The 18,843-nt window shown below is 70.7% G+C and carries 24 protein-coding genes; 14 read left to right on the top strand and 10 right to left on the bottom strand.

The annotated features are described in order from the left end of the window. Both GY170_RS01635 and GY170_RS01630 read left to right on the top strand, forming a co-directional pair. Positions 1–2,067, top strand: coding sequence for a hypothetical protein (locus GY170_RS01635; RefSeq protein WP_163889362.1), 2,067 nt, complete (start codon positions 1–3; stop codon positions 2,065–2,067). Positions 2,068–2,165: 98 nt separating this feature from the next. Next, positions 2,166–2,573, top strand: a complete 408-nt coding sequence (locus GY170_RS01630) for an NUDIX hydrolase (protein ID WP_163889360.1) — start codon at positions 2,166–2,168, stop codon at positions 2,571–2,573. A 52-nt stretch (positions 2,574–2,625) separates the two neighbouring features. On the opposite strand, the gene GY170_RS01625 is transcribed toward GY170_RS01630, so the two are convergent. From GY170_RS01625 to GY170_RS01605, 5 genes are all read right to left on the bottom strand, one after another. Next, complete coding sequence (locus tag GY170_RS01625; RefSeq protein ID WP_163889358.1) at positions 2,626–3,273, bottom strand: F0F1 ATP synthase subunit B family protein; 648 nt, start codon at positions 3,271–3,273, stop codon at positions 2,626–2,628. Positions 3,274–3,277: 4 nt separating this feature from the next. Further along, positions 3,278–3,760, bottom strand: a complete 483-nt coding sequence (locus GY170_RS01620; RefSeq protein ID WP_235924025.1) for a F0F1 ATP synthase subunit B' — start codon at positions 3,758–3,760, stop codon at positions 3,278–3,280. Positions 3,761–3,936: 176 nt separating this feature from the next. After that, a complete protein-coding gene (locus GY170_RS01615; RefSeq protein WP_163889354.1) occupies positions 3,937–4,170 on the bottom strand; it encodes a F0F1 ATP synthase subunit C in 234 nt (77 codons plus the stop codon). A gap of 59 nt (positions 4,171–4,229) precedes the next feature. After that, entirely contained in the window at positions 4,230–4,979 is a 750-nt protein-coding gene (locus GY170_RS01610) for a F0F1 ATP synthase subunit A (protein WP_163889352.1), read from the bottom strand. Next, positions 4,972–5,307, bottom strand: a complete 336-nt coding sequence (locus GY170_RS01605) for an AtpZ/AtpI family protein (RefSeq protein WP_163889350.1) — start codon at positions 5,305–5,307, stop codon at positions 4,972–4,974. Before GY170_RS01605 ends, GY170_RS01610 begins: the two co-directional genes overlap by 8 nt. Positions 5,308–5,501: 194 nt before the next feature. Between GY170_RS01605 and GY170_RS01600 the strand changes: the two genes are divergently transcribed. Continuing rightward, positions 5,502–5,840, top strand: coding sequence for an ArsR/SmtB family transcription factor (locus tag GY170_RS01600; RefSeq protein WP_163889348.1), 339 nt, complete (start codon positions 5,502–5,504; stop codon positions 5,838–5,840). 88 nt (positions 5,841–5,928) lie between these two features. Here GY170_RS01600 and GY170_RS01595 read toward each other — a convergent pair whose 3' ends face one another. After that, entirely contained in the window at positions 5,929–6,810 is an 882-nt protein-coding gene (locus GY170_RS01595; RefSeq protein WP_163889346.1) for a DMT family transporter, read from the bottom strand. Positions 6,811–7,234: 424 nt separating this feature from the next. Here GY170_RS01595 and ffh point away from each other — a divergent pair, with 424 nt between their 5' ends. From ffh to rimM, 7 genes are read left to right on the top strand one after another with little or no spacing between them, the layout of a single operon-like run. After that, the gene (gene ffh, locus GY170_RS01590; protein WP_163889344.1) at positions 7,235–8,761 is read left to right on the top strand and encodes a signal recognition particle protein; all 1,527 of its coding nucleotides are present in this window, start codon (positions 7,235–7,237) and stop codon (positions 8,759–8,761) included. A 2-nt stretch (positions 8,762–8,763) separates the two neighbouring features. Next, complete coding sequence (locus GY170_RS01585; RefSeq protein ID WP_163889342.1) at positions 8,764–9,285, top strand: GNAT family N-acetyltransferase; 522 nt, start codon at positions 8,764–8,766, stop codon at positions 9,283–9,285. Further along, positions 9,282–9,803: a GNAT family N-acetyltransferase gene (locus GY170_RS01580; protein WP_163889340.1), complete on the top strand. Its 522-nt coding sequence runs from the start codon at positions 9,282–9,284 to the stop codon at positions 9,801–9,803. Before GY170_RS01585 ends, GY170_RS01580 begins: the two co-directional genes overlap by 4 nt. After that, positions 9,800–10,318, top strand: coding sequence for a GNAT family N-acetyltransferase (locus GY170_RS01575; protein WP_163889338.1), 519 nt, complete (start codon positions 9,800–9,802; stop codon positions 10,316–10,318). Before GY170_RS01580 ends, GY170_RS01575 begins: the two co-directional genes overlap by 4 nt. Next, positions 10,315–10,611 carry a chorismate mutase gene (locus tag GY170_RS01570; RefSeq protein ID WP_163889336.1) on the top strand — a complete coding sequence of 99 codons (297 nt, stop codon included), beginning with the start codon at positions 10,315–10,317 and terminating at the stop codon, positions 10,609–10,611. Before GY170_RS01575 ends, GY170_RS01570 begins: the two co-directional genes overlap by 4 nt. 41 nt (positions 10,612–10,652) lie before the next feature. Further along, on the top strand, positions 10,653–11,060 hold the full coding sequence (gene rpsP, locus GY170_RS01565; RefSeq protein ID WP_163889334.1) for a 30S ribosomal protein S16: 408 nt from the start codon (positions 10,653–10,655) through the stop codon (positions 11,058–11,060). After that, entirely contained in the window at positions 11,057–11,560 is a 504-nt protein-coding gene (gene rimM, locus GY170_RS01560; RefSeq protein WP_163889332.1) for a ribosome maturation factor RimM, read from the top strand. The genes rpsP and rimM overlap by 4 nt, the downstream gene beginning before the upstream one ends. 98 nt (positions 11,561–11,658) lie before the next feature. On the opposite strand, the gene GY170_RS01555 is transcribed toward rimM, so the two are convergent. Next, positions 11,659–12,042 (bottom strand): glyoxalase superfamily protein, encoded by a 384-nt coding sequence (locus GY170_RS01555; RefSeq protein WP_163889330.1) that lies wholly within the window; start codon positions 12,040–12,042, stop codon positions 11,659–11,661. After that, positions 12,042–12,566, bottom strand: a complete 525-nt coding sequence (locus GY170_RS01550; RefSeq protein WP_163889328.1) for an invasion associated locus B family protein — start codon at positions 12,564–12,566, stop codon at positions 12,042–12,044. The genes GY170_RS01555 and GY170_RS01550 overlap by 1 nt, the downstream gene beginning before the upstream one ends. Before the next feature lie 199 nt (positions 12,567–12,765). Between GY170_RS01550 and GY170_RS01545 the strand changes: the two genes are divergently transcribed. From GY170_RS01545 to GY170_RS01535, 3 genes are all read left to right on the top strand, one after another. Further along, entirely contained in the window at positions 12,766–13,761 is a 996-nt protein-coding gene (locus GY170_RS01545) for an asparaginase (protein ID WP_163889326.1), read from the top strand. A gap of 106 nt (positions 13,762–13,867) precedes the next feature. Then, complete coding sequence (gene mbfA, locus GY170_RS01540) at positions 13,868–14,845, top strand: iron exporter MbfA (RefSeq protein ID WP_163889324.1); 978 nt, start codon at positions 13,868–13,870, stop codon at positions 14,843–14,845. Continuing rightward, entirely contained in the window at positions 14,845–15,537 is a 693-nt protein-coding gene (locus GY170_RS01535; RefSeq protein WP_163889322.1) for a nitroreductase family protein, read from the top strand. The genes mbfA and GY170_RS01535 overlap by 1 nt, the downstream gene beginning before the upstream one ends. A 133-nt stretch (positions 15,538–15,670) precedes the next feature. Here the strand turns inward: GY170_RS01535 and recQ are convergent, their stop codons facing one another. Together recQ and GY170_RS01525 are read right to left on the bottom strand one after the other, a co-directional pair. Next, complete coding sequence (recQ, locus tag GY170_RS01530) at positions 15,671–17,731, bottom strand: DNA helicase RecQ (RefSeq protein WP_163889320.1); 2,061 nt, start codon at positions 17,729–17,731, stop codon at positions 15,671–15,673. Positions 17,732–17,799: 68 nt separating this feature from the next. Beyond that, on the bottom strand, positions 17,800–18,087 hold the full coding sequence (locus GY170_RS01525) for a YggT family protein (protein ID WP_163889318.1): 288 nt from the start codon (positions 18,085–18,087) through the stop codon (positions 17,800–17,802). Positions 18,088–18,244: 157 nt separating this feature from the next. Here GY170_RS01525 and GY170_RS01520 point away from each other — a divergent pair, with 157 nt between their 5' ends. Beyond that, positions 18,245–18,790 carry an acyl-CoA thioesterase gene (locus tag GY170_RS01520; RefSeq protein ID WP_163889316.1) on the top strand — a complete coding sequence of 182 codons (546 nt, stop codon included), beginning with the start codon at positions 18,245–18,247 and terminating at the stop codon, positions 18,788–18,790. Positions 18,791–18,843: the final 53 nt, after the last annotated feature.

The following is an 18,843-nucleotide window of genomic DNA, read 5'->3' as shown; positions in this document are numbered from 1 at the left end:
GTGACTGGCGAGATCATCTTCGACCCGCTGCTTGGCCGGCCCCTCGTCTGGGTCGCCGCCGGGCTGGCCGTGCTCGCGCTCGTCCTCTCCCTCTGGCGGCGCCAGCGGGGCGCGTGGCTCCGCGGCCTCGCCGCCGCCGTTCTGGTGCTCGCCCTCTCCGGCCCCTCCCTGCAGGAGGAGGAGCGGCAGGCGCTCTCCGACATCGTCATCGCGGTGGTGGACGAAAGCGCCAGCCAGCGCATCGCCACCCGCCCCGCTCAGACCGAGGAGGCGCTGGCCCACCTGCAGCGGCTGGTGGCCGCGCGGGAGAACACCGAACTGCGCGTCGTCACCGTCGGTGACGGCGCCGACGATTCCGGCACGCTCTTGATGACCGCCCTCACCGAGGCCATCGCCGAGGAGCCGATGGGGCGTATCGCCGGCGTTGTCCTCCTCTCCGACGGGCGCCTGCACGATCTGGAACGGGCCCCTGCCCTGCCGGCGCCGACCCACCTGCTGCTCACCGGCGAGGAGGAGGACTGGGATCGCCGGCTGGTGGTGCGCAACGCGCCCGACTTCGCCATCCTCGGCGAGCAGATCTCGCTGACCCTCCGGCTGGAGGATCAGGGCGCCGCCCCTGGGCCCGGCGGCAACATCCCCCTCTCCATCTCCATCGACGGTGGCCCGCCGCTGGAGTTCGAGGTGCCGGCCGGGGAGGATATCGAGCTGCCGGTGACGCTTCCCCACGGCGGCATGAACGTGCTGCAGTTCTCCACGCCCGTGGTCGAGGGCGAGCTTACGGGGCGCAACAACGCCGCCGTGGTGCAGATCAATGGCGTGCGTGACCGGCTTCGCGTGCTGCTCGTCTCCGGCGAGCCCCATGCCGGCGAGCGCACCTGGCGGAACCTGCTGAAGGCCGATGCCGCGGTGGACCTCGTGCATTTCACCATCCTCCGCCCGCCGGAGAAGCAGGACGGCGTGCCAGTGGACGAGCTATCGCTCATCGCCTTCCCGACGCGCGAGCTGTTCCTCGAGAAGATCGACGAGTTCGACCTGATCGTCTTCGACCGCTACTCCCGCCGGGGCATCCTGCCCTCCGACTACTTCGAGAACATCGCCCAGTATGTCCGCTACGGCGGCGCGGTGCTCGTCGCCGCCGGTCCGGAATATGCCGGCGCCGCCTCGATCTATCGCTCGCCACTCGGCTTCGTGCTGCCCGGCGAGCCGACGGCGCGGCTGGTGGAGAACGCCTTCGCCCCCTACCTCACCAAGCAGGGCCTGCGTCACCCGGTGACGGCGGCGCTGGACGGCGCCAACGAGACAGTCGACGGCGCGCCGGAGTGGGGACGCTGGTTCCGCCAGGTGGAGGTGGAGCCGACCCCGGGGGCGCAGGTGGTGATGCGCGGCGAGGGCGAGGAGCCTCTGCTGATGCTGGAGCGGGTCGGCGAGGGGCGCGTCGCGCTGCTCGCCTCCGACCAGGCGTGGCTGTGGGACCGAGGCTACGAGGGCGGCGGCCCGCAGCAGGAGATGCTGCGCCGCCTCGCCCACTGGCTGATGAAGGAGCCGGAGCTGGAGGAGGAGAGCCTCTGGGCAGAGCCCTCCGGCCAGACCATGCGCATCGTGCGCCGCACGATGGACGAGGAGACACCCCCCGTCACGGTCACGGGCCCGGACGGCTCGGAGAGCGTCGTGACGCTGGAGGAGGTCTCCCCCGGCCGCTTCGAGGCGCTCTGGCAGGCGCCGGAGATGGGCCTCTACCGGCTGACGGATGGCGAGGAGGAGACGGTCATCGCCCTCGGCCCGGCGGCGCCCCGCGAGTTCGAGGAGACGATCGCCTCGGGCGCGGTACTGGAGCCGGTGCTGGCGGGCACGGGCGGCGCCGTTGTCCCCGTCTCCGCCGGGCTGCCCACCCTCCGCGACGTGCGCGAGGGGCGGCCGGCGGCGGGGCGCGGCTGGATCGGCATCACGCCGCGCGGCGCCTACCGGGCGACGGACATCACGGTGACGCCGCTGCTGCCGGCCTGGGCCTTCCTGCTGCTGGCGGCCGGGCTGATCCTCGCGGCGTGGATCCGCGAGGGGCGGCGGTGACGGCTACGAAGCGGAGCGCCTGCGGCGCACACCCTTGAGTGCGGTGGGGGCGCTGCCCCCACACCCCCGGAGTATTTCGAAAAGGGCGAGAGACAGGGATGGAGCGACCGATCGTCGCCGTGCTGGCCGTGGTACTACGCGGAAGTGACGTGCTTCTGGTCCGGCGGGCCAATCCGCCGGATGCCGGGATGTGGGGCTTTCCGGGTGGCAAGGTGGAGTTCGGGGAGAGCCTGCAGGACGCCGCCGCGCGGGAGCTGCTTGAGGAGACCGGCGTTTCCGCCGAGGCCGGCGAGGTGCTGACGGCGCTCGATGCCTGTGACAGGGTGGAGGGGGCGCTGCGGCGCCACTTCGTGATGGTCGCGCTGCGCTGCGACTGGCGGCGGGGAGAGCCGGTGTCGGCGGATGATGCGCTGGAGGCGGCCTGGGTGCCGCTGGAGGGGCTCGCCGCGCTCGACCTCAGCGAGGACGTCGAGCGGATCGCGCGGGAGGCGGCCGCAACGCAATAGGGGCGCCCCGCTGGGAGCGCCCCTGTTTGCCTGGTCGTCCGCTGTGGCGGCGTCAGTGCAGCTTCTGCTCCACCGTCGAGATCGACTCGTCGATCAGCTGGCTGCCCTGCGACTGGCCGACATGCTCGGCGATGACGTCACGGGCGGCGGCGACGGCGATGGTCACCGCACTGTCACGCACCTCGCGGATGGCCGCGGCGCGGGCCGCCTCGATCTGCTCCTGCGCGCTGGCCAGCTTGCGAGAGACAGACCGCTCGATCTCCGCCTTCGAGGCATCGGCGGCGGCTTGCGCCTCAGACCGGGCATTGGAGACGATACGCTCCGCCTGGGCCTCGACCTCCTTGTGCTTGCGCTCGTAGGAGGCAAGCAGCGCCTGGGCCTCTTCGCGCAGCGCCCGGGCCTCCTCCAGCTCCGACTTGATGGTGTCGGAGCGGTTGTCGAGGAGCCGCGTGATCATCCGCGGCACGCGGAAGTAGAGCAGGATGCCGATGAAGAGGATGAACGCCAGCAACACGATGAAGTCGGTGTTGTAGAGCGACAGGAAGGTGTCGTGCGCGCCATCCGCCTCGGCGACATGCGCCTCGCCGCCTTCGATCTCGATCGCCTCGTCGATCTCCTGCGCCCAGAGCGGGGCGGCAGAGACCAGCGTGGCGGCGAGCACGGCCGGCGCGGTGATGGCTGCGTTCAGAAGTCTGCGCATGTCCTTACCCCTTCGTCCGTGCGTCGACGGCCGCGTCGACCTTGCCCGGGTCTGCCCCGGCGCCGAAGGTGGCGACGATCTCCCGAGCCGTCTCGCGGGCGACCTCGGCCGCGGCGGCATCCGCCTCGGCGCGGATCACCTCCAGTTCCTTGCGGCTCTCCGCCGTGCGGGCGGCAATCTCGGCATCCGCCTTCGCCAGTTGCGCGTCGAGCTCCGCCTGGATCTCGGCGCGGGTCTCTTCCGCGATGCGGCCCGCCTCGGCGCGGGCATCGGCCAGCGCCTTCTCGTAGGAGGCTTCGGCCTCCTTGGCCTTCGCCTTCAGCTCTTCGGCGGAGGCGAGATCCTTGGTGATCGTCCCGGCACGCTCCGCCAGCACCGAGCCGATGCGCGGCAGGGCGATGCGGGAGAGCACGAAGTAGATGACGAGCAGCGTGATGATCAACCAGAAGATCTGGTTGGGATAGGTCGAGAAATCGAGCTGCGGCATGCCGGGGTCGGCCACCTCGACAGGGTGACCCTCAAGCGTATGCAGCTCGCCCCCGGTGGCGAATACGGTCTCGCCTTCTGCGTCGATGACGCTGTCTTCTTCCATCATCGCCTCCGTGGAATGTACGTCGGGCCGGGCGCTCTGCGCCCGGCCCCGTCAAGGAGCACCAGGTGGGCTCAGACGAACATCAGCAGCAGGGCGACGAGGAAGGCGAAGATGCCGAGGGCTTCGGCGAAGGCCATGCCGATGAAGAGCATCGCCGTCTGCGAGGCCGCGGCAGAGGGGTTGCGCAGCGCGCCGGAGAGGTAGTTGCCGGCAACGGTGCCGACGCCCACGGCGGCAAGGCCGGAACCGATGGCGGCGAGGCCGGCGCCGAGGAACTGGCCCATTTCTGCGATACTGCCTTCCATGATCTTAACTCCTTGAGACTGGATGGATTGTTGGGTTGTCGACTTTCGCGCCACGGCCCTCAGTGGGCCGGGTGCAGCGCGTCTTTCAGATAGACACAGGTCAGGATGGCGAAGACGTAGGCCTGGATCACGGCCACCAGCACCTCCAGCCCGTAGATCGCCGTGATGGCGAGCACCGAGATGGGCGAGATGGCGGCGATCGCCGCGAAGCCGGCGAAGACCTTCATCACGGCGTGGCCCGCCATGATGTTGCCGCCAAGACGGATGGAGTGGCTGACCGGCCGCACGAAGTAGGAGATCAGCTCGATGATCGCCAGCGCCGGGCGCAGCACGAGGGGAGCGGAGCTCACCCAGAAGAGGCCGAGGAACGACGCGCCGTTCTTGACGAAGCCGAGTACGGTGACGCCGATGAAGACCGCCAGCGCCAGCACGCCGGTGACGGCGATGTGGCTGGTGGTGGCGAAGCTCGTCGGGATCAGCCCCAGCACGTTGGCGAAGAGGATGAAGAGGAACAGCGTCATGATGTAGGGGAAGTAACGGATGCCGTCCTTGCCCGAGATGTCCTCGATCATCTTGTAGACGAAGCCGTAGATCATCTCCGCCGCCGACTGGGCGCGGGAGGGGATCATGGCGCGGCCACGGGTGCCGACGACGAGAAGCAGGATGATGGCGAGCACGGTGAGCGCCATCCAAAGCGTCACGTTGGTCAGCGTGAACCAGCGCACGGGGCCATCGCCGAACAGCGGCTCGACGATGAACTGGTCGAGCGGGTGAAAGACGAGTTCGCCCTCTGCCGACGGCTCAGCCATTGTCACTCCCCTTCTCCTCGGGCGCCTGCCCGCCGTTGCCGATCTCTCGTGCCGTGCGCAGCATGACGTTCACGCCAGCCGCGAGGCCGAAGAATATGAACAGCACCATGAGGATCGGGGTCGTGCCGAAGAGGCGGTCGAGCCCGTATCCGATGCCGAAGCCGATCGAGAGACCGGCCACAAGTTCGATCACCATCCGCCAGGCCAGCTGGCCCTGCGAATAGTGGTTGTCCTGGTGCGGCTTGTCCGGCTCCTTCCCCTTTGCGCGAGCCAGACGGTCCTCAAGAGCCTTGAGGCGGTCGGCTTCGCTCTGGTTGGGGTCGGACAAGTGGATCCCGCATCCGTTTCGAGGAAGGTTGCTAGTTTGTGAACCCCGGCGAGTCAAGCTGCGGGAGCGGGGGCGTAACGCATTGGCGGGGCTGAATTTTCGTTCCGGCAGCCGTCACGCGCGCGCTCACGGCCCCCGGCAGCTTGTTCAACCTTCCGGTTGAGGTTTCTCCCGCGCCTGCCCTAATGGCGCCCATGCCCGCCCCACTGGACATCGTCTTCGCCGCCCTCGCCGACCCCACCCGCCGGGCGATCCTCTCCATGCTGCTGGAGGATGACATGGCGGTGTCGGACGTCGCCGAGCCGTTCCAGATGTCCCTCGCCGCCATCTCCAAGCACCTCGCCGTCCTCGCCGGGGCCGGCCTCATCAGCCAGGAGAAGCGCGGCCGCATCAACTGGTGCAAGCTCGAGCCCGACGCCCTGCGCGAGGCCAGCGCCTGGATGGCCGGCTTCGGCCAGATGGAGGGCGTGGATTTCGACGCCTTCGAGGCGTTCCTGCAGCGTGAGCTCGGGCTGGAGGTGCCGGAGGCCTGAGGCCCGCCTGGGGGAGAGGGCGGAAGGGGGCTGTCTGCCACCCGCCTTCGGCCCCCCGAAGGTTTTTCGGACCAAAGACAGAGGCGGCTCAGTCCTCGCGCAGCAGCAGCACCAGCGCGGCGATGGAGAGGGCGACGCCGGCGAGGATCAGCGGCGGCGGCAGGAGATCGCCGAGCGCCAGCGTCCAGAGGATCACCCAGGAGGGGGTGAGGTAGGTGTAGGCCATCACCTTCGCCGACGGCAGGCGCAGGGTGGCGAACTGCAGCAGCACGAAGGTCGTCGCCGAGGCGAAGACCGCCGTGTAGGAGATGGTGATCCAGACGATGGCCGGCAGGGCGGCGTAATCCGTCGTCAGCAGCGCCGGCGCGCCCCAGATCGTCAGGATGATGGCCCCGGCGACGAGCATCGGCAACGTGAACTTCAGCGCACTCTCGCCGCGGTTTAGGAAGCGCACCATCGGCGTGTAGAGCGCGTGGCTCGCGCAGCCGAAGAAGAAGATCACCTCCCCCCGCCCGACCTCGAACGCCAGCAGCGCCCCGACGTCGGCGCGGAAGATCACCCAGAGCGCCCCGAGCCCGCCCAGGAGCAGCGCCAGCCCCATCCGCTCCGTCAGCCGCTGGCGCATCAGCAGCCAGCCGAAGCCGGCGGACATGATCGGCGTGAGTGTGAAGACGGCGGAGGCGGAGACGGGCGGCGCCGTCTTCAGCCCCTCGAACATGGTGACGAAGTAGATGGCGAAGAGCCCGCCGAGCAGCGCATGCCGCCAGGGCGCCACCGGCACCAGCCGCCGCGGCCTCACGTGCCGGGCCAGCACGATGGGCGCGAGGATCAGCGTTGCGCACCAAAAGCGGATGGCGTTGAGCGCCGCCGGCGCGATATGCGGCGCCGCCATCGAGCCGAGCGGAAAGCTCCCGGCGACCAGCGCCGAGAACAGCAGCATCGCCAGATGTCCCTGCGTCGCCGGCCTCATGGCGCTCCCTCCCCGCCGGCCGTTCGTGCCCGACCCCGCCGCCGCCGGCAAGCACCTCCCTGCTCTCGCCCTTTTCCAAGTACCTCTCGGGGGGGGTGGCGCAGCCAGCGGGGGGCAGACGGCCCCCCTCCTCGCTCTCCGTCCCACCCCCCGTCTTCCGCGGCGCCCACCGGGGATGGCCGGGCGGGCGGGCGATTGCCGCAGGCGAGGCCGCCCCGCCCGGCCGCCTTTCTTGACTCCCGCCCCCCTGCCGGGCTAATGCCCCGCCCATCCGGATGCTCCAGAGCCTCCGGTCCCGGCCCACATGCCGGGATCGCCCCCCGTCAGCGAGGTTTCGCCCACGGGGGCGTTTGCCGTTTGCCGGGCCGTCCCCATATCTGGGCCGTTCCCGCACTAAAGAAGACAGCCCGGAGGGCCCGCGCCGATGTTCGAAAATCTGTCCGACCGCCTCTCAGGCGTCTTCGACCGGCTGACGAAGCAGGGCGCGCTCTCGGCCGATGACGTCAAGGCGGCGATGCGCGAGGTGCGCGTGGCGCTCCTGGAGGCGGACGTCTCCCTGCCCGTCGCGCGCGAGTTCATCAAGGCCGTGGAGAGCAAGGCCACTGGCCAGGCGGTCACCAAGTCGGTCACGCCGGGCCAGCAGGTGGTCAAGATCGTCCATGACGAGCTGATCCACGTCCTCAAGGGCGATGCCGAGCCGGGCGCGCTGAAGATCTCCTCCCCGCCCGCGCCGATCCTGATGGTCGGCCTGCAGGGCGGCGGCAAGACGACGACGACGGCCAAGATCGCCAAGCGCCTGAAGGAGCGCGAGGGCAAGAAGGTCCTCATGGCCTCGCTCGACGTGAACCGCCCCGCGGCCATGGAGCAGCTCGCCATCCTCGGCACGCAGATCGGCGTCGACACCCTGCCCATCGTCAAGGGCGAGGACCCGGTCGCCATCGCCAAGCGCGCCAAGACGCAGGCGAGCCTCGGCGGCTACGATGTCTACATGCTCGACACCGCCGGGCGCCTGCATATCGACCAGGAGCTGATCGCCCAGGCCGCCGCCGTGCGCGACGTCGCCAACCCGCGCGAGACGCTCCTCGTCGTCGACGGCCTGACGGGTCAGGACGCCGTCAACGTCGCCACCGAGTTCGACGACAAGATCGGCGTCACCGGCGTCGTCCTCACCCGGATGGATGGCGACGGCCGCGGCGGTGCGGCCCTCTCGATGCGCGCCGTCACCGGCAAGCCGATCCGCTTCGTCGGCCTCGGCGAGAAGCTCGACGCGCTGGAGAGCTTCGACCCCGAGCGGATCGCCGGCCGCATCCTCGGCATGGGCGACATCGTCGCGCTGGTCGAGAAGGCGCAGCAGACGCTGGAGGCCGAGCAGGCCGAGCGGATGATCCGCCGCTTCCAGAAGGGTCAGTTCAACATGAACGACCTGAAGATGCAGCTGGAACAGATGATCAAGATGGGCGGCATGGAAGGCCTCGCCGGCATGATGCCCGGCATGGGCAAGATGCAAAAGCAGATCTCCGAGGCCGGCGTCGACGACAAGATGCTCGCCCGCCAGATCGCCCTCATCAACTCCATGACCAAGAAGGAGCGGGCCAACCCCGACCTCCTGCAGGCCAGCCGCAAGAAGCGCATCGCGAAGGGCGCGGGGCTCGAGGTGCAGGAGCTCAACCGTCTCCTCAAGCAGCACCGCCAGATGTCCGACGTGATGAAGAAGATCGGCAAGGGCGGCAAGGGTGGCCTGCGCCAGATGGCCAAGCAGCTGATGGGCAAGGGCGGCATGGGCGGGATGCCCGGCGGCGGCGCTGGCATGCCCGACATGAACGACCCCAAGGCGATGGAAGAGGCGGCCCGCGCCCTCGGCGGCATGAAGGGCATGCCCGGCGGCCTGCCCGGCCTCGGCGGACAGGGCGGCCTGCCCCCCGGCCTCTCCGGCTTCGGCAAGAAGAAGTGACGATGCGGCCCGACATCCCCCGGCTCCAGACGGAGCGGCTGATCCTCCGCGGCCCGCGGCGCGAGGATTTCGGGCCCTATGCCGGGTTCTGGGCCTCGGACCGCTCCCGCCACGAGGGCGGCCCGCGCGGCCGCGCGCTGGCGTGGGAGGATTTCGCCGCCGCCTTCGGCCTCTGGCTGATCGACGGCTACGGCTGCTGGGCGCTGGAAGAGAAAGAGACGGGCCGCTTCGCCGGCATCGTCGGCCTCAACCATCCCGCGCATTTCCCCGAGGTGGAAATCGGCTGGACGCTGATGGACTTCGCCGAGGGCCGCGGCCTCGCCTTCGAGGCGGCGCAGGCGGTCCTCCCGTGGGTCTGGGCCAATACCGCCCTTCCCTCCGTCACCGTCTATATCGAGCCGGAGAATGACCGCTCCATCGCTCTCGCCAAGCGCCTCGGCGGCGTGGTGGATCTGTCGGCCGAGCCGGTGGACGAGGGCGACGTGGTGCTGCGCATCTCCCGCCCCGCCGAGGTGGCGGCATGAGCCAGCCGCCGGTCCTCCAGAGCGAGCGCCTGACGCTCGGCCCCGTCTCCATGGCGCATGTCGAGGCCTTCACCGCCTTCGCGGCGAGCGAGCGCAGCCGCCACCTCGGCGGGCCGTCGGACAATCCGCGCGACGCCTGGGACAGCTGCCTGATCCATGCCGGCCAATGGGCCGTTCGCGGCTACGGAACCTTCTGGCTGACGGAGACGGCGACGGGCCGCCCCGCCGGCCGCGTCGGCCTCTGGCACCCGGTCACCATGGCGGAGCCGGAGCTGAGCTGGGTGATCTTCGACGGGTTCGAGGGCAGGGGCTACGCCGAGGAGGCCGCCCGCACCATCCGCGTCTGGGCGTGGGAGGAGAAGGGCCTCGGCCCCCTCCATTCCGACATCGCCCCCGGCAACGCCCGCTCGCTGGCTCTCGCCGAGCGGCTGGGAGCGGTGCTGGAAGGCACGATGCACACCGATTCCGGCAAGGAAGTGCAGGTCTGGCGTCATCCTGCCGCGGAGGCGGCGGCATGACCGAGCTTCTGGACACCCCCCGCCTCGTCCTGCGCCGCCCCAATGCGGCGGACTGGCCGGCGGCGCGTGACTTCTTCATGTCCGACCGCTCCCGCGGCATCGGCGGCCCCGTCTCCCTCGGCGCCGCGTGGCGCGCGCTGGCGGCGGAGATCGGTCATTGGGACATGCGCGGCTACGGCATGTGGACGGTCACGCTTCGCGACAGCGATGCGCCCATCGGCATGGTCGGCCCCTGGTACCCCGAGGATTGGCCGGAGACGGAAGTCGGCTGGATGATCTGGTCCGCCGAGGCCGAGGGCAAGGGCTACGCTTACGAGGCGGCGCAGGCCGCCATCGCCCATGCCTGGGCCGTCCTCGGGTGGGAGACTATCGTCTCCTACATCGACCCACAGAACCACCGCTCCATCGCCCTCGCCGAGCGGCTGGGCGCCCTGCAGGACATGGCGGCGCAGGTGCCGCGCCCCGAGACGCCCTGCCTCGTCTACCGTCACCCCCGCCCGGAGGCCCGCCCATGACCGATCAAACCGCCCGCGCCGCCGCCCTTCTGGCCGAGCACCGCGAAAGCATAGACCGGCTGGACGCCATCATCGTCTTCACGCTGGCCGAGCGCTTCAAGCACACGCAGGCCGTCGGCAAGCTCAAGGCGGCCCATGACCTTCCCCCGTCCGATCCCGCGCGCGAAGCCGCGCAGATCGCCCGGCTCACCGATCTTGCGACCGAGGCCGACCTCGACCCCGAGTTCGCCAAGACCTTCCTGGCCTTCATCATCCAGGAAGTGATCAAGCACCACGAACAACATCAATCCTGAGGGGCTTTCCCTCACCACAGAGCCATCAAAGGAGATTCCCCATGGCCATGAAGATCCGACTCGCCCGCGGCGGCTCCAAGAAGCGCCCGCACTACTCCATCGTCGCCACGGACAGCCGCATGCCGCGTGACGGCCGCTTCCTCGAGAAGCTCGGCACCTATAACCCGCTGCTCCCCAAGGACAGCGAGGACCGCGTGAAGATGGACACCGACCGCGTGAAGCACTGGCTCGACCAGGGCGCACAACCGACCGACCGCGTCGCCCGCTTCCTCGAGGCCGCCGGCGTGACCGAGAAGAAGGAGCGCGCCAACCTCAAGAAGGGCGTCCCCGGCAAGGCGATGCAGGAGCGTGCCGAGAAGCGCGCCGCCCGCGAAGCCGAAGCCTCCGGTTCCGACGCCGCCGCCCAGGTGGAGGCCGAGGAAGCCGCCGAGCGCGAAGCCGCGGAATGAGCGAGAGCCGCGTCATCGTCGGCGCGGTTGCGGGGGCCTTCGGCGTCAGGGGCGAGGTGCGGCTGAAGAGCTTCTGCGCCGAGCCCGACGCCATCGCCGAGTATGCCCCCCTCACGTCGGACCGGGGGCACCGCTTCCCCTCGGTCCGGCTGACCGGGCGCACCTCCGGCGCCCTGACGGCCCGGCTGGACGGGATCTCGACGAAGGAGGAGGCGGATGCCCTCAAGGGCGCCCGCCTCTATGCCGAGCGATCCCGCCTGCCGGAGCTGCCGGAGGATGAATATTACCACGCCGACCTGATCGGCCTGCCCGTCTTCGACGCCGGCGGGGCCGAGCTCGGGAAAGTGGCGGCGGTCTACGACCACGGCGCTGGCGACCTGCTGGAAATCCGCGCCCCCGGCGGCAAGCCCCGCCTGCTGCCCTTCACGCGGGAGGCGGTGCCGACGGTGGACATCGCTTCGGGCCGCATTGTCGCGGACCCGCCGGACGAGATGGAGTAGTCCGTCCGGGGTGGCCGGCGTCGGAGGGGGGCTGTCTGCCCCCCGCTGGCTGCGCCAGCCCCCCCGAGGAATATTTCAAGAAAAGCGAGGGGTGAGGCTCAGCTCTCCGGGCGCTGCCAATAGAAGAAGAAGGCGGCGCCGTCGGGGGCGTAGAAGCCGAACTCCATCCGGCCCTCCGGCTTCAGCTCCAGCGGATCGGCGATGATGTCGTGCGGCGCCCACTCGTCGTAAAGCGTCTTGAGCGCGCCCGCGCTCTCCACGGCCACGCGCACGGCGATGGCGGCCTGGCCGCGGGCGGCATCCTCGGGGAGCGTCTGCAGGTGCAGGGCGAGGCCGTCGCGGGAGATGCCGGCATACTCGGCCTCCTCCGGCACCTCGCTGTCGGCGAAGTCGATGACGAAGCCGAGCTTGCCCCAGAACTCCAGGGCCGCCCCCATGTCGAGAACCGACAGGACGGGGGCGACCTCCGTGAAGATCGCCATCAGTTGGTGCAGCGGCGCTGCGCCTCGTCGATGGCGGCGGTGACGCCGAGAAGGGAGAAGGTGTCCTGCGTGGTGGTCCCGCGGCCCGAGACGCCGGTCAGGCTCGCCGAGCTGCCGGCCTTCAGGGCGGCGACGATGCGGGCGTCATCCTCCGGCGTCGCCGGCCAGGCCCACTCGCCCTCGGTGAAGAGCTGGAATTCGGTGCCGCCGATATCCAGCGTCACCGTCGAGCCGCCCGCGAAGGGGTAGCCGCCGGTGAAGGTCACCTGCCCCGTCACGCCCTGCTCGGGCCGGTAGAAGACGAAGAGCAGCGTCTCGCCGCGCGTCACCGAGACGGGCGAGCCGTCGCGGGTGTTCAGCATCTCCTTCGGGGCGGAGACGGCGAAACACTCCGTCGGGTTCGTCTCCTGGAAGACGCTCCAGTCCGTCGCCGCGGCGACCCGGTTGTCGGTTTCTTCCTGCGCCAGCGCGGGGCCCGTCAGGGCGGTCAGCGCCAGAGCGGCTGCGGCGATGCGTGCGAACATCAGGGCGAACCTCCGTAATTTGCCTCGTCGCGGCGCCCGGCCCCGTTGCCGTCTACCGGGCATTTCGGGCTGGCAGGGAGCCGCTCGTCTCGATAGCACAGGTTCTGCAACAAATCGCGGCGCGGGGAAAGTCCCCCGGCCTCACAGGTTTGCGCGGATTGGCGCTGACGCCGCGAGCGAGAGGGAGGGGAGGCAGGCCATGGCTGCAGCCGTCGATCTGGTGGAACTCTGGCGGGGCGGGCGGATGGAATCCGTCCACGCCGGTCATGTCGTCATCGCCAATGCCGCCGGCGAGGTGGTGGAGGCGCATGGCGATGCCAATGCCGTCATCTACCCCCGCTCCGCCGTCAAGATGATCCAGGCGCTGCCGCTGATCGAGAGCGGCGCCGCCGACGCCGCCGGGCTGACGACCGAGCAGCTGGCGCTGTCGGGCGCGAGCCACCGCGGCGCCGCCATCCACACCGAGCGGGTCACCGCCTGGCTGGCGGAGCTCGGCCTCGGCGAGCCCGACCTGCGCTGCGGCGCCCACATGCCGGAGAACCGCGAGGCCCGCTACGGCCTCATCCGAGGCCATGAGGAGCCCTGCCAGATCCACAACAACTGCTCGGGCAAGCACAGCGGCTTCCTGACGCTGACAAAGCATCTCGGCGCCGGGCCGGAGTATATCGAGATCGACCACCCGGTGCAGAAGGCCGTCCGCGAGGCCTTCGAGGATGTCACCGGCCGCGAGAGCCCCGGCTACGGGATCGACGGCTGCTCGGCGCCCAACTTCGCCTGCCGGCTGGGGGATCTCGCCCGGGGCATGGCGCGCTTCGCCGCCGCCCCCGGCCAGTCCGGCCGCCGGCCCGAGGCGATGACCCGCATCGCCGAGGCCATGCGCACCCATCCCGAGCTGATCGCCGACGAGGGCGCCGCCTGCACCGAGCTGATGCGCGCCTGCGGTGGGCAGGTGACGCTCAAGGGCGGGGCCGAGGGCGTCTACACCGCCATCCTGCCCGAGCAGGGCCTCGGCGTCGCGCTGAAGATCTCCGACGGCGCCACCCGCGCCGCCGAGGCGGCGATCGCCGGCGTGCTGGCGGGCCTGGGCGTGCTCGACCGGGCCTCCCCCGCCTACCAGGGCTACGCCGAGGCCAAGCTGATCAACTGCCGCGGCATCCCGGCTGCCGAGATCCGGCTGGCCCCGGCCCTGCGCTGAGGCCCTGCGCGGCGCCGCCTGCCCCCCGGCTCTCCCATGCCGGCGGTCGGGGGGAGAGGCGGCTCCCGTCTTGCCCCCCGCCGCCGCGCCGCCTAGCGTCGCCCCCATGTTTCGGCCCCTCTCCCAGCGTCGCCGCTTCTCCGACCTCTCCGAGCAGGAGGTGCTGGCGCTCGCCATCTCGTCGGAGGAGGACGACGCCCGCATCTACCGCACCTATGCCGAGCGGCTGCGCGCCGATTACCCCGCCTCCGCCCGTGTCTTCGACGGCATGGCGGAGGAGGAGGACGAGCATCGCCGCCGCCTGATCGAGGCGCACGAGGCGCGCTTCGGCACGCTGATCCCGCTCATCCGCCGCGAGCATGTCGCCGGCTACTACGCCCGCCGCCCCGTCTGGCTGGTGGAGAACCTCTCGCTGGAGCGTATCCGCGCCGAGGCCGAACGGATGGAGCGGGACGCGGCCTCCTTCTACACCCACGCCGCCAAGGCCAGCACCGACACCGCCACGCGCCAGCTCCTCGGCGATCTCGCCGCCGCCGAGGCGGGGCATGAGGCCTCCGCCGCGGGCCTGAGCGACGCGCATCTCGGCGACGGCGCGCGGGAGGAGGAGGCAGCGACGGCGCATCGCCAGTTCGTCCTCACCTGGGTGCAGCCGGGCCTCGCCGGGCTGATGGACGGCTCCGTCTCCACGCTCGCGCCGATCTTCGCCACCGCCTTCGCGACGCATGACCCGCACACCACCTTCCTCGTCGGGCTGGCCGCCTCCGTCGGCGCCGGCATCTCGATGGGCTTCACAGAGGCGGCGTCGGACGACGGGCAGATCTCCGGCCGCGGCTCGCCGATCAAGCGCGGGCTTGCCACCGGGATCATGACGACGCTCGGCGGCCTCGGCCACGCCCTGCCCTACCTCATCCCGCATTTCTGGACGGCGACGATCATCGCCCTGATCGTCGTCTTCGTGGAGCTCTGGGCCATCGCCTGGATCCAGAACCGCTACATGCAGACCCCCTTCCTGCGCGCCGCCTTCCAGGTGGTGCTCGGCGGCGCGCTGGTCTTCGCCGCGGGCGCGCTGATCGGGGCGGGCTGATGTACCGCAAGGGCGAGGTCTCCTACCAGCCACTCCCCCTGCCCGACCGGGTGCAGGTGGCGCCGGAGGTCGCGCTGGCGCAGGCCCGCGCCTTCCGCGACTACATGGGCAAGCGCCACTCCGTGCGCGCCTTCTCGGGCCGGGCGGTGCCGCGCGAGGTCATCGAGGCCATCGTCGCCACCGCCGGCTCCGCCCCCTCGGGCGCCAACCACCAGCCCTGGCACTTCGCTGCCATTTCCGATCCCGCCATGAAGGCCCAGATCCGCGCCGCCGCCGAGGAGGAGGAGCGCGCCTTCTACTCCGGCGGCGCCAGCGACGAGTGGCTGGCGGCGCTGGAGCCGATCGGCACGGGCGTGGAAAAGCCGCACCTGACGACGGCGCCCTGGCTCCTCGTCATCTTCGCCCAGCGCTGGGGCGAGACGGAGGACGGCACGCGCTACAAGAACTACTACGTGCCCGAGAGCGTCGGCATCGCCACCGGCTTCCTGATCGCCGCCATCCACCATGCCGGCCTCGTCTGCCTGGAGCATACGCCGAACCCGATGAAGTTCCTCGCCCCGCTCTGCGGCCGCCCCGCCAGCGAGAAGCCGGTGATGATCCTCCCCGTCGGCTACCCGGCGGAGGATGCGACGGTGCCGGAAGTGGCCAAGCGCAAGAAGCCGCTCTCCGCCATCCTCACCACCTTCGAGTAACGCCGCCGCCCCTGCGCGCCGCTGCCTCTGCCTGTTTCATCTGGCCCAAAATACCCTCGGGGGGCTCCGGGGGGCTGGCCCCCCGGTCCCGCACCTTCAGCCAGGCGCCACCGCCGCGGCAGGGCGCCCGCCCTCACTCCTCCTGCAGGATCTCCAGGAAAGCCGGCCCGAACCGTTCCGCCGCCCGCGCGCCGATGAGGCGGGAGAGCCCGGCGATGTCGGTCGGCCGCGCCTCCGCCACGCGGGCGAGGGCCGGGGCGGGGCAATGCATCGGCTTGTCCGTCCCCTCCGGCCCGCGCGCCAGGTCCAGCGCCCTGGCCTGCAACCGGTCGAAGAGCGCGCCCTCCTCCCGGCCGGCGAGCTTCATGCGGCGGGGGTGGAGCTCCTCCGCCTCGCCGGCGATGACGGAGAAGAACTCCGCCCCGTATTTCGCCAGCTTCTTGCCACCGACGCCGTTGATGCGGGCGATCTCGTCCATGTTGCCCGGCCGCGCCTCGGCCATCTCGATGAGCGTGCGGTCGTTGAAGATCATGTAGGCGGGCAGGCCCTGCGCCTCCGCCAGCGCCCGGCGCTTGGCCTTGAGGGCGGAGAGGAGCGGCGCATCCTCCTCGCGCACCATCTCCCGCACGCGGGGGGCGGGCCGGGCGGCACGGGTCATCGCGTCGCGGCGGAGCGTCACGCTCTCCTCCCCGCGCAGGACCGGGCGCGCCGCCTCGGTCATGCGCAGCGCGCCGTGGCGGGCGGGATCGGGGCGGATGAGGTCCCTCGCCTGCATCTGGCGCAGGATCGCCTGCCACTCGGCCTTGGACCATTTGGCGCCGACGCCGAAGGTGGGCAGATCGTCGTGACGCCACTGGCGCACCTTATCCGTCGCCGTGCCGCGCAGGATGTCGATGAGATGCCCGGCGCCGAAGCGCTCCTCGCTGCGCAGCGCGGCGGAGAGCGCCATGCGCACCGGCTCCGTCCCGTCGAAGACATCGGGCGGCGCGTCGCAGAGGTCGCAATTGCCGCAGGGCTCGGCCAGCTCCTCGCCGAAGTAGCGCAGCAGCACCTGCCGGCGGCAGCCCAGCGCCTCGGCGAGGCCGAGCAGGGCGTTGAGGCGGCCATGGTCGGCGCCCTTGCGCTCGTCGGGGGCCATCCCTTCGTCGATCTGCTGGCGGCGGTAGCGGATATCGTCGGGGCCGAAGAGGGTGAGCGTTTCCGCCGGGGCGCCGTCGCGCCCGGCGCGGCCGATCTCCTGGTAATAGCCCTCGATGCTTTTCGGCAGGTCGGCATGGGCGACCCAGCGGATGTCGGGCTTGTCGACGCCCATGCCGAAGGCGATGGTCGCCGCCACGACGAGCCCGTCCTCCTGCTGGAAGCGGCGCTCGCCCTCGCGGCGCTGATCGGCCTCCATGCCGCCATGATAGGCCAGCGCCGGAATGCCGGCCTTGTTGAGCGCCTCCGCCAGCCCTTCCGTCTTCGCGCGGGTGCCGCAATAAATAATGCCGGACTGGCCTTTCCGGGCGCTGGCGAAATCGAGGATCTGCCGGCGAGGGCCGTCCTTCGCCGCGAAGGCGAGGTGGATGTTGGGCCGGTCGAAGCCGCGCAGGAAGGTGCGGGGCGGGGCCTCGAAGAGCTTGCGGCCGATCTCCTCGCGCGTCTCCTCATCCGCCGTGGCGGTGAAGGCGGCCAGCGGCACGTCGAGCGCCCGCTTCAGCTCACCGATGCGAAGGTAATCGGGGCGGAAGTCATGGCCCCACTGGCTGACGCAATGCGCCTCGTCCACCGCGATGAGGCCCACGCCGGCACGGCGCAGCATCTGCGGCACGCCCCCGGCCGCCAGCCGCTCGGGCGCCATGTAGAGGAGGCGGAGGGTCCCGGCCTCGAGCCCCGCCCAGACGGCATCCGTCTCTTCCGGCGTGTTGCCGGAGGTGAGCGCGCCGGCCTCCACCCCCGCCTCCTTCAGCGCCCGCACCTGATCGCGCATCAGGGCGATGAGGGGGGAGATGACGAGCGTGACGCCGCCGCGCATGAGCGCCGGCAGCTGGTAGCAGAGCGACTTGCCGCCGCCCGTGGGCATGATCGCCAGAACATCCTCGCCCGCCGCCACGGCGGAGACGATCTCCGCCTGACCGGGCCGGAACTCCGTGAAGCCGAAGATATCGTGGAGGAGCTGCTCCGCTCCGCCGATCTTGTCGCTGCCGTCTGCCATGCCCCGGCTTACCGCTGCCGGGGGCAAGGCTCAATCGCCAGATCGGGGGACGGGCAGGATCGACGCCGTCAGTAGAACAGCGCCGCGTTGTTCCGCAGCAGGATCTCGATGATGTAGATGCCGATCAGCGCCACGAGGGGCGACAGGTCGAGCCCGCCCATGTTGGGCAGGATGCGGCGGAGCGGGCCGTAGATCGGCTCCAGCAGGCGGTTGAGGCCATACCAGATCTGGCTCACCAGCGGCTGGCGGACGTTCAGCACCTGGAAGCTGATCAGCCACGACATGATGAAGTGGGCGAAGATGAAGAACTTGGCGATGCCGAGCAGCAGCATCAGGATTTCGAACAGCGACGTCATCGGCCTCTCCACTTGGGGCGAAATCCACCTATGCGCTGCCGGGCGCCCTTGCAACCTCGGGCGCGGAGACATCGTGACCTTGGGTTAAACTTGACCCGCCCGGCGCGGCGGCGCGACGTCGGGCGGGTGACGAAGGGGGCCGAGGACAGGGGGGCCGATGTATCCGTATTTGCGCATGTGGCGCGGCATCGCGGCGGCGAAGCGCGGGCCGAAGCTGGGGCTGTGGGAGACCTCCGTCAGCCATCACCGCATCTGGCCGGTCGACATCGACATCTGGATGGAGCTGAACAACGGCCGCACGCTGACGATCTACGATCTCGGGCGCCTGCCCTTCTCCTACCGCATCGGCATGGCCGAGGCGCTGAAGGAGAAGGGCTGGGGGATGACGGTCGCCGGCTCCACCACCCGCTACCGCCGCCGCGTGCGCCCCTTCGAGCGGGTGGAGCTGAGGACGCGCAGCGCCGGCTGGGACGCACGCTTCATGTATGTCGAGCAGAGCATGTGGAACGCCGCCGGAGAGGCGGCGAACGCGGCGCTCCTGCGCATGGCGGTGGTCGGCCCGAGCGGCATCGTGCCGCCGGCGGAGGTCGTCGCCGCGATGGGGCAGGACCCGACGTCCCCGCCCCTCTCGGACTGGGTGCGTGCCTGGGTGACGGCCGAGGAGGCGCGCCCCTGGCCACCGATGCAGGAGGCGGCGGGGTGAGGGCGCGGAAGGAGCATCCCGCCCTGCGCCGCCCGGTCTGCTGTTGAGACTCA

The sequence above is a fragment of the Pseudoroseicyclus tamaricis genome (assembly GCF_012070395.1).
Classification (GTDB): Bacteria; Pseudomonadota; Alphaproteobacteria; order Rhodobacterales; family Rhodobacteraceae; genus Pseudoroseicyclus_A; species Pseudoroseicyclus_A tamaricis.
The sequence above is the reverse complement of the archived record's forward strand: the minus strand, read 5'-3'. Positions and strand labels throughout refer to the sequence as shown.

Bases quoted from the DNA above. Each gene is read 5' to 3' on its own strand.
- GY170_RS01615 (WP_163889354.1), bottom strand. From the start codon at position 4,170: ATGGAAGGCAGTATCGCAGAAATGGGCCAGTTCCTCGGCGCCGGCCTC.
- mbfA (WP_163889324.1), top strand. From the start codon at position 13,868: ATGTTTCGGCCCCTCTCCCAGCGTCGCCGCTTCTCCGACCTCTCCGAG.
- rimM (WP_163889332.1), top strand. From the start codon at position 11,057: ATGAGCGAGAGCCGCGTCATCGTCGGCGCGGTTGCGGGGGCCTTCGGC.
- ffh (WP_163889344.1), top strand. From the start codon at position 7,235: ATGTTCGAAAATCTGTCCGACCGCCTCTCAGGCGTCTTCGACCGGCTG.
- GY170_RS01595 (WP_163889346.1), bottom strand. From the start codon at position 6,810: ATGAGGCCGGCGACGCAGGGACATCTGGCGATGCTGCTGTTCTCGGCG.
- GY170_RS01520 (WP_163889316.1), top strand. From the start codon at position 18,245: ATGTATCCGTATTTGCGCATGTGGCGCGGCATCGCGGCGGCGAAGCGC.
- GY170_RS01610 (WP_163889352.1), bottom strand. From the start codon at position 4,979: ATGGCTGAGCCGTCGGCAGAGGGCGAACTCGTCTTTCACCCGCTCGAC.
- GY170_RS01575 (WP_163889338.1), top strand. From the start codon at position 9,800: ATGACCGAGCTTCTGGACACCCCCCGCCTCGTCCTGCGCCGCCCCAAT.
- recQ (WP_163889320.1), bottom strand. From the start codon at position 17,731: ATGGCAGACGGCAGCGACAAGATCGGCGGAGCGGAGCAGCTCCTCCAC.
- GY170_RS01570 (WP_163889336.1), top strand. From the start codon at position 10,315: ATGACCGATCAAACCGCCCGCGCCGCCGCCCTTCTGGCCGAGCACCGC.
- GY170_RS01555 (WP_163889330.1), bottom strand. From the start codon at position 12,042: ATGGCGATCTTCACGGAGGTCGCCCCCGTCCTGTCGGTTCTCGACATG.
- GY170_RS01525 (WP_163889318.1), bottom strand. From the start codon at position 18,087: ATGACGTCGCTGTTCGAAATCCTGATGCTGCTGCTCGGCATCGCCAAG.
- GY170_RS01630 (WP_163889360.1), top strand. From the start codon at position 2,166: ATGGAGCGACCGATCGTCGCCGTGCTGGCCGTGGTACTACGCGGAAGT.
- GY170_RS01620 (WP_235924025.1), bottom strand. From the start codon at position 3,760: ATGCCGCAGCTCGATTTCTCGACCTATCCCAACCAGATCTTCTGGTTG.
- GY170_RS01585 (WP_163889342.1), top strand. From the start codon at position 8,764: ATGCGGCCCGACATCCCCCGGCTCCAGACGGAGCGGCTGATCCTCCGC.
- GY170_RS01625 (WP_163889358.1), bottom strand. From the start codon at position 3,273: ATGCGCAGACTTCTGAACGCAGCCATCACCGCGCCGGCCGTGCTCGCC.
- rpsP (WP_163889334.1), top strand. From the start codon at position 10,653: ATGGCCATGAAGATCCGACTCGCCCGCGGCGGCTCCAAGAAGCGCCCG.
- GY170_RS01535 (WP_163889322.1), top strand. From the start codon at position 14,845: ATGTACCGCAAGGGCGAGGTCTCCTACCAGCCACTCCCCCTGCCCGAC.
- GY170_RS01580 (WP_163889340.1), top strand. From the start codon at position 9,282: ATGAGCCAGCCGCCGGTCCTCCAGAGCGAGCGCCTGACGCTCGGCCCC.
- GY170_RS01550 (WP_163889328.1), bottom strand. From the start codon at position 12,566: ATGTTCGCACGCATCGCCGCAGCCGCTCTGGCGCTGACCGCCCTGACG.
- GY170_RS01600 (WP_163889348.1), top strand. From the start codon at position 5,502: ATGCCCGCCCCACTGGACATCGTCTTCGCCGCCCTCGCCGACCCCACC.
- GY170_RS01545 (WP_163889326.1), top strand. From the start codon at position 12,766: ATGGCTGCAGCCGTCGATCTGGTGGAACTCTGGCGGGGCGGGCGGATG.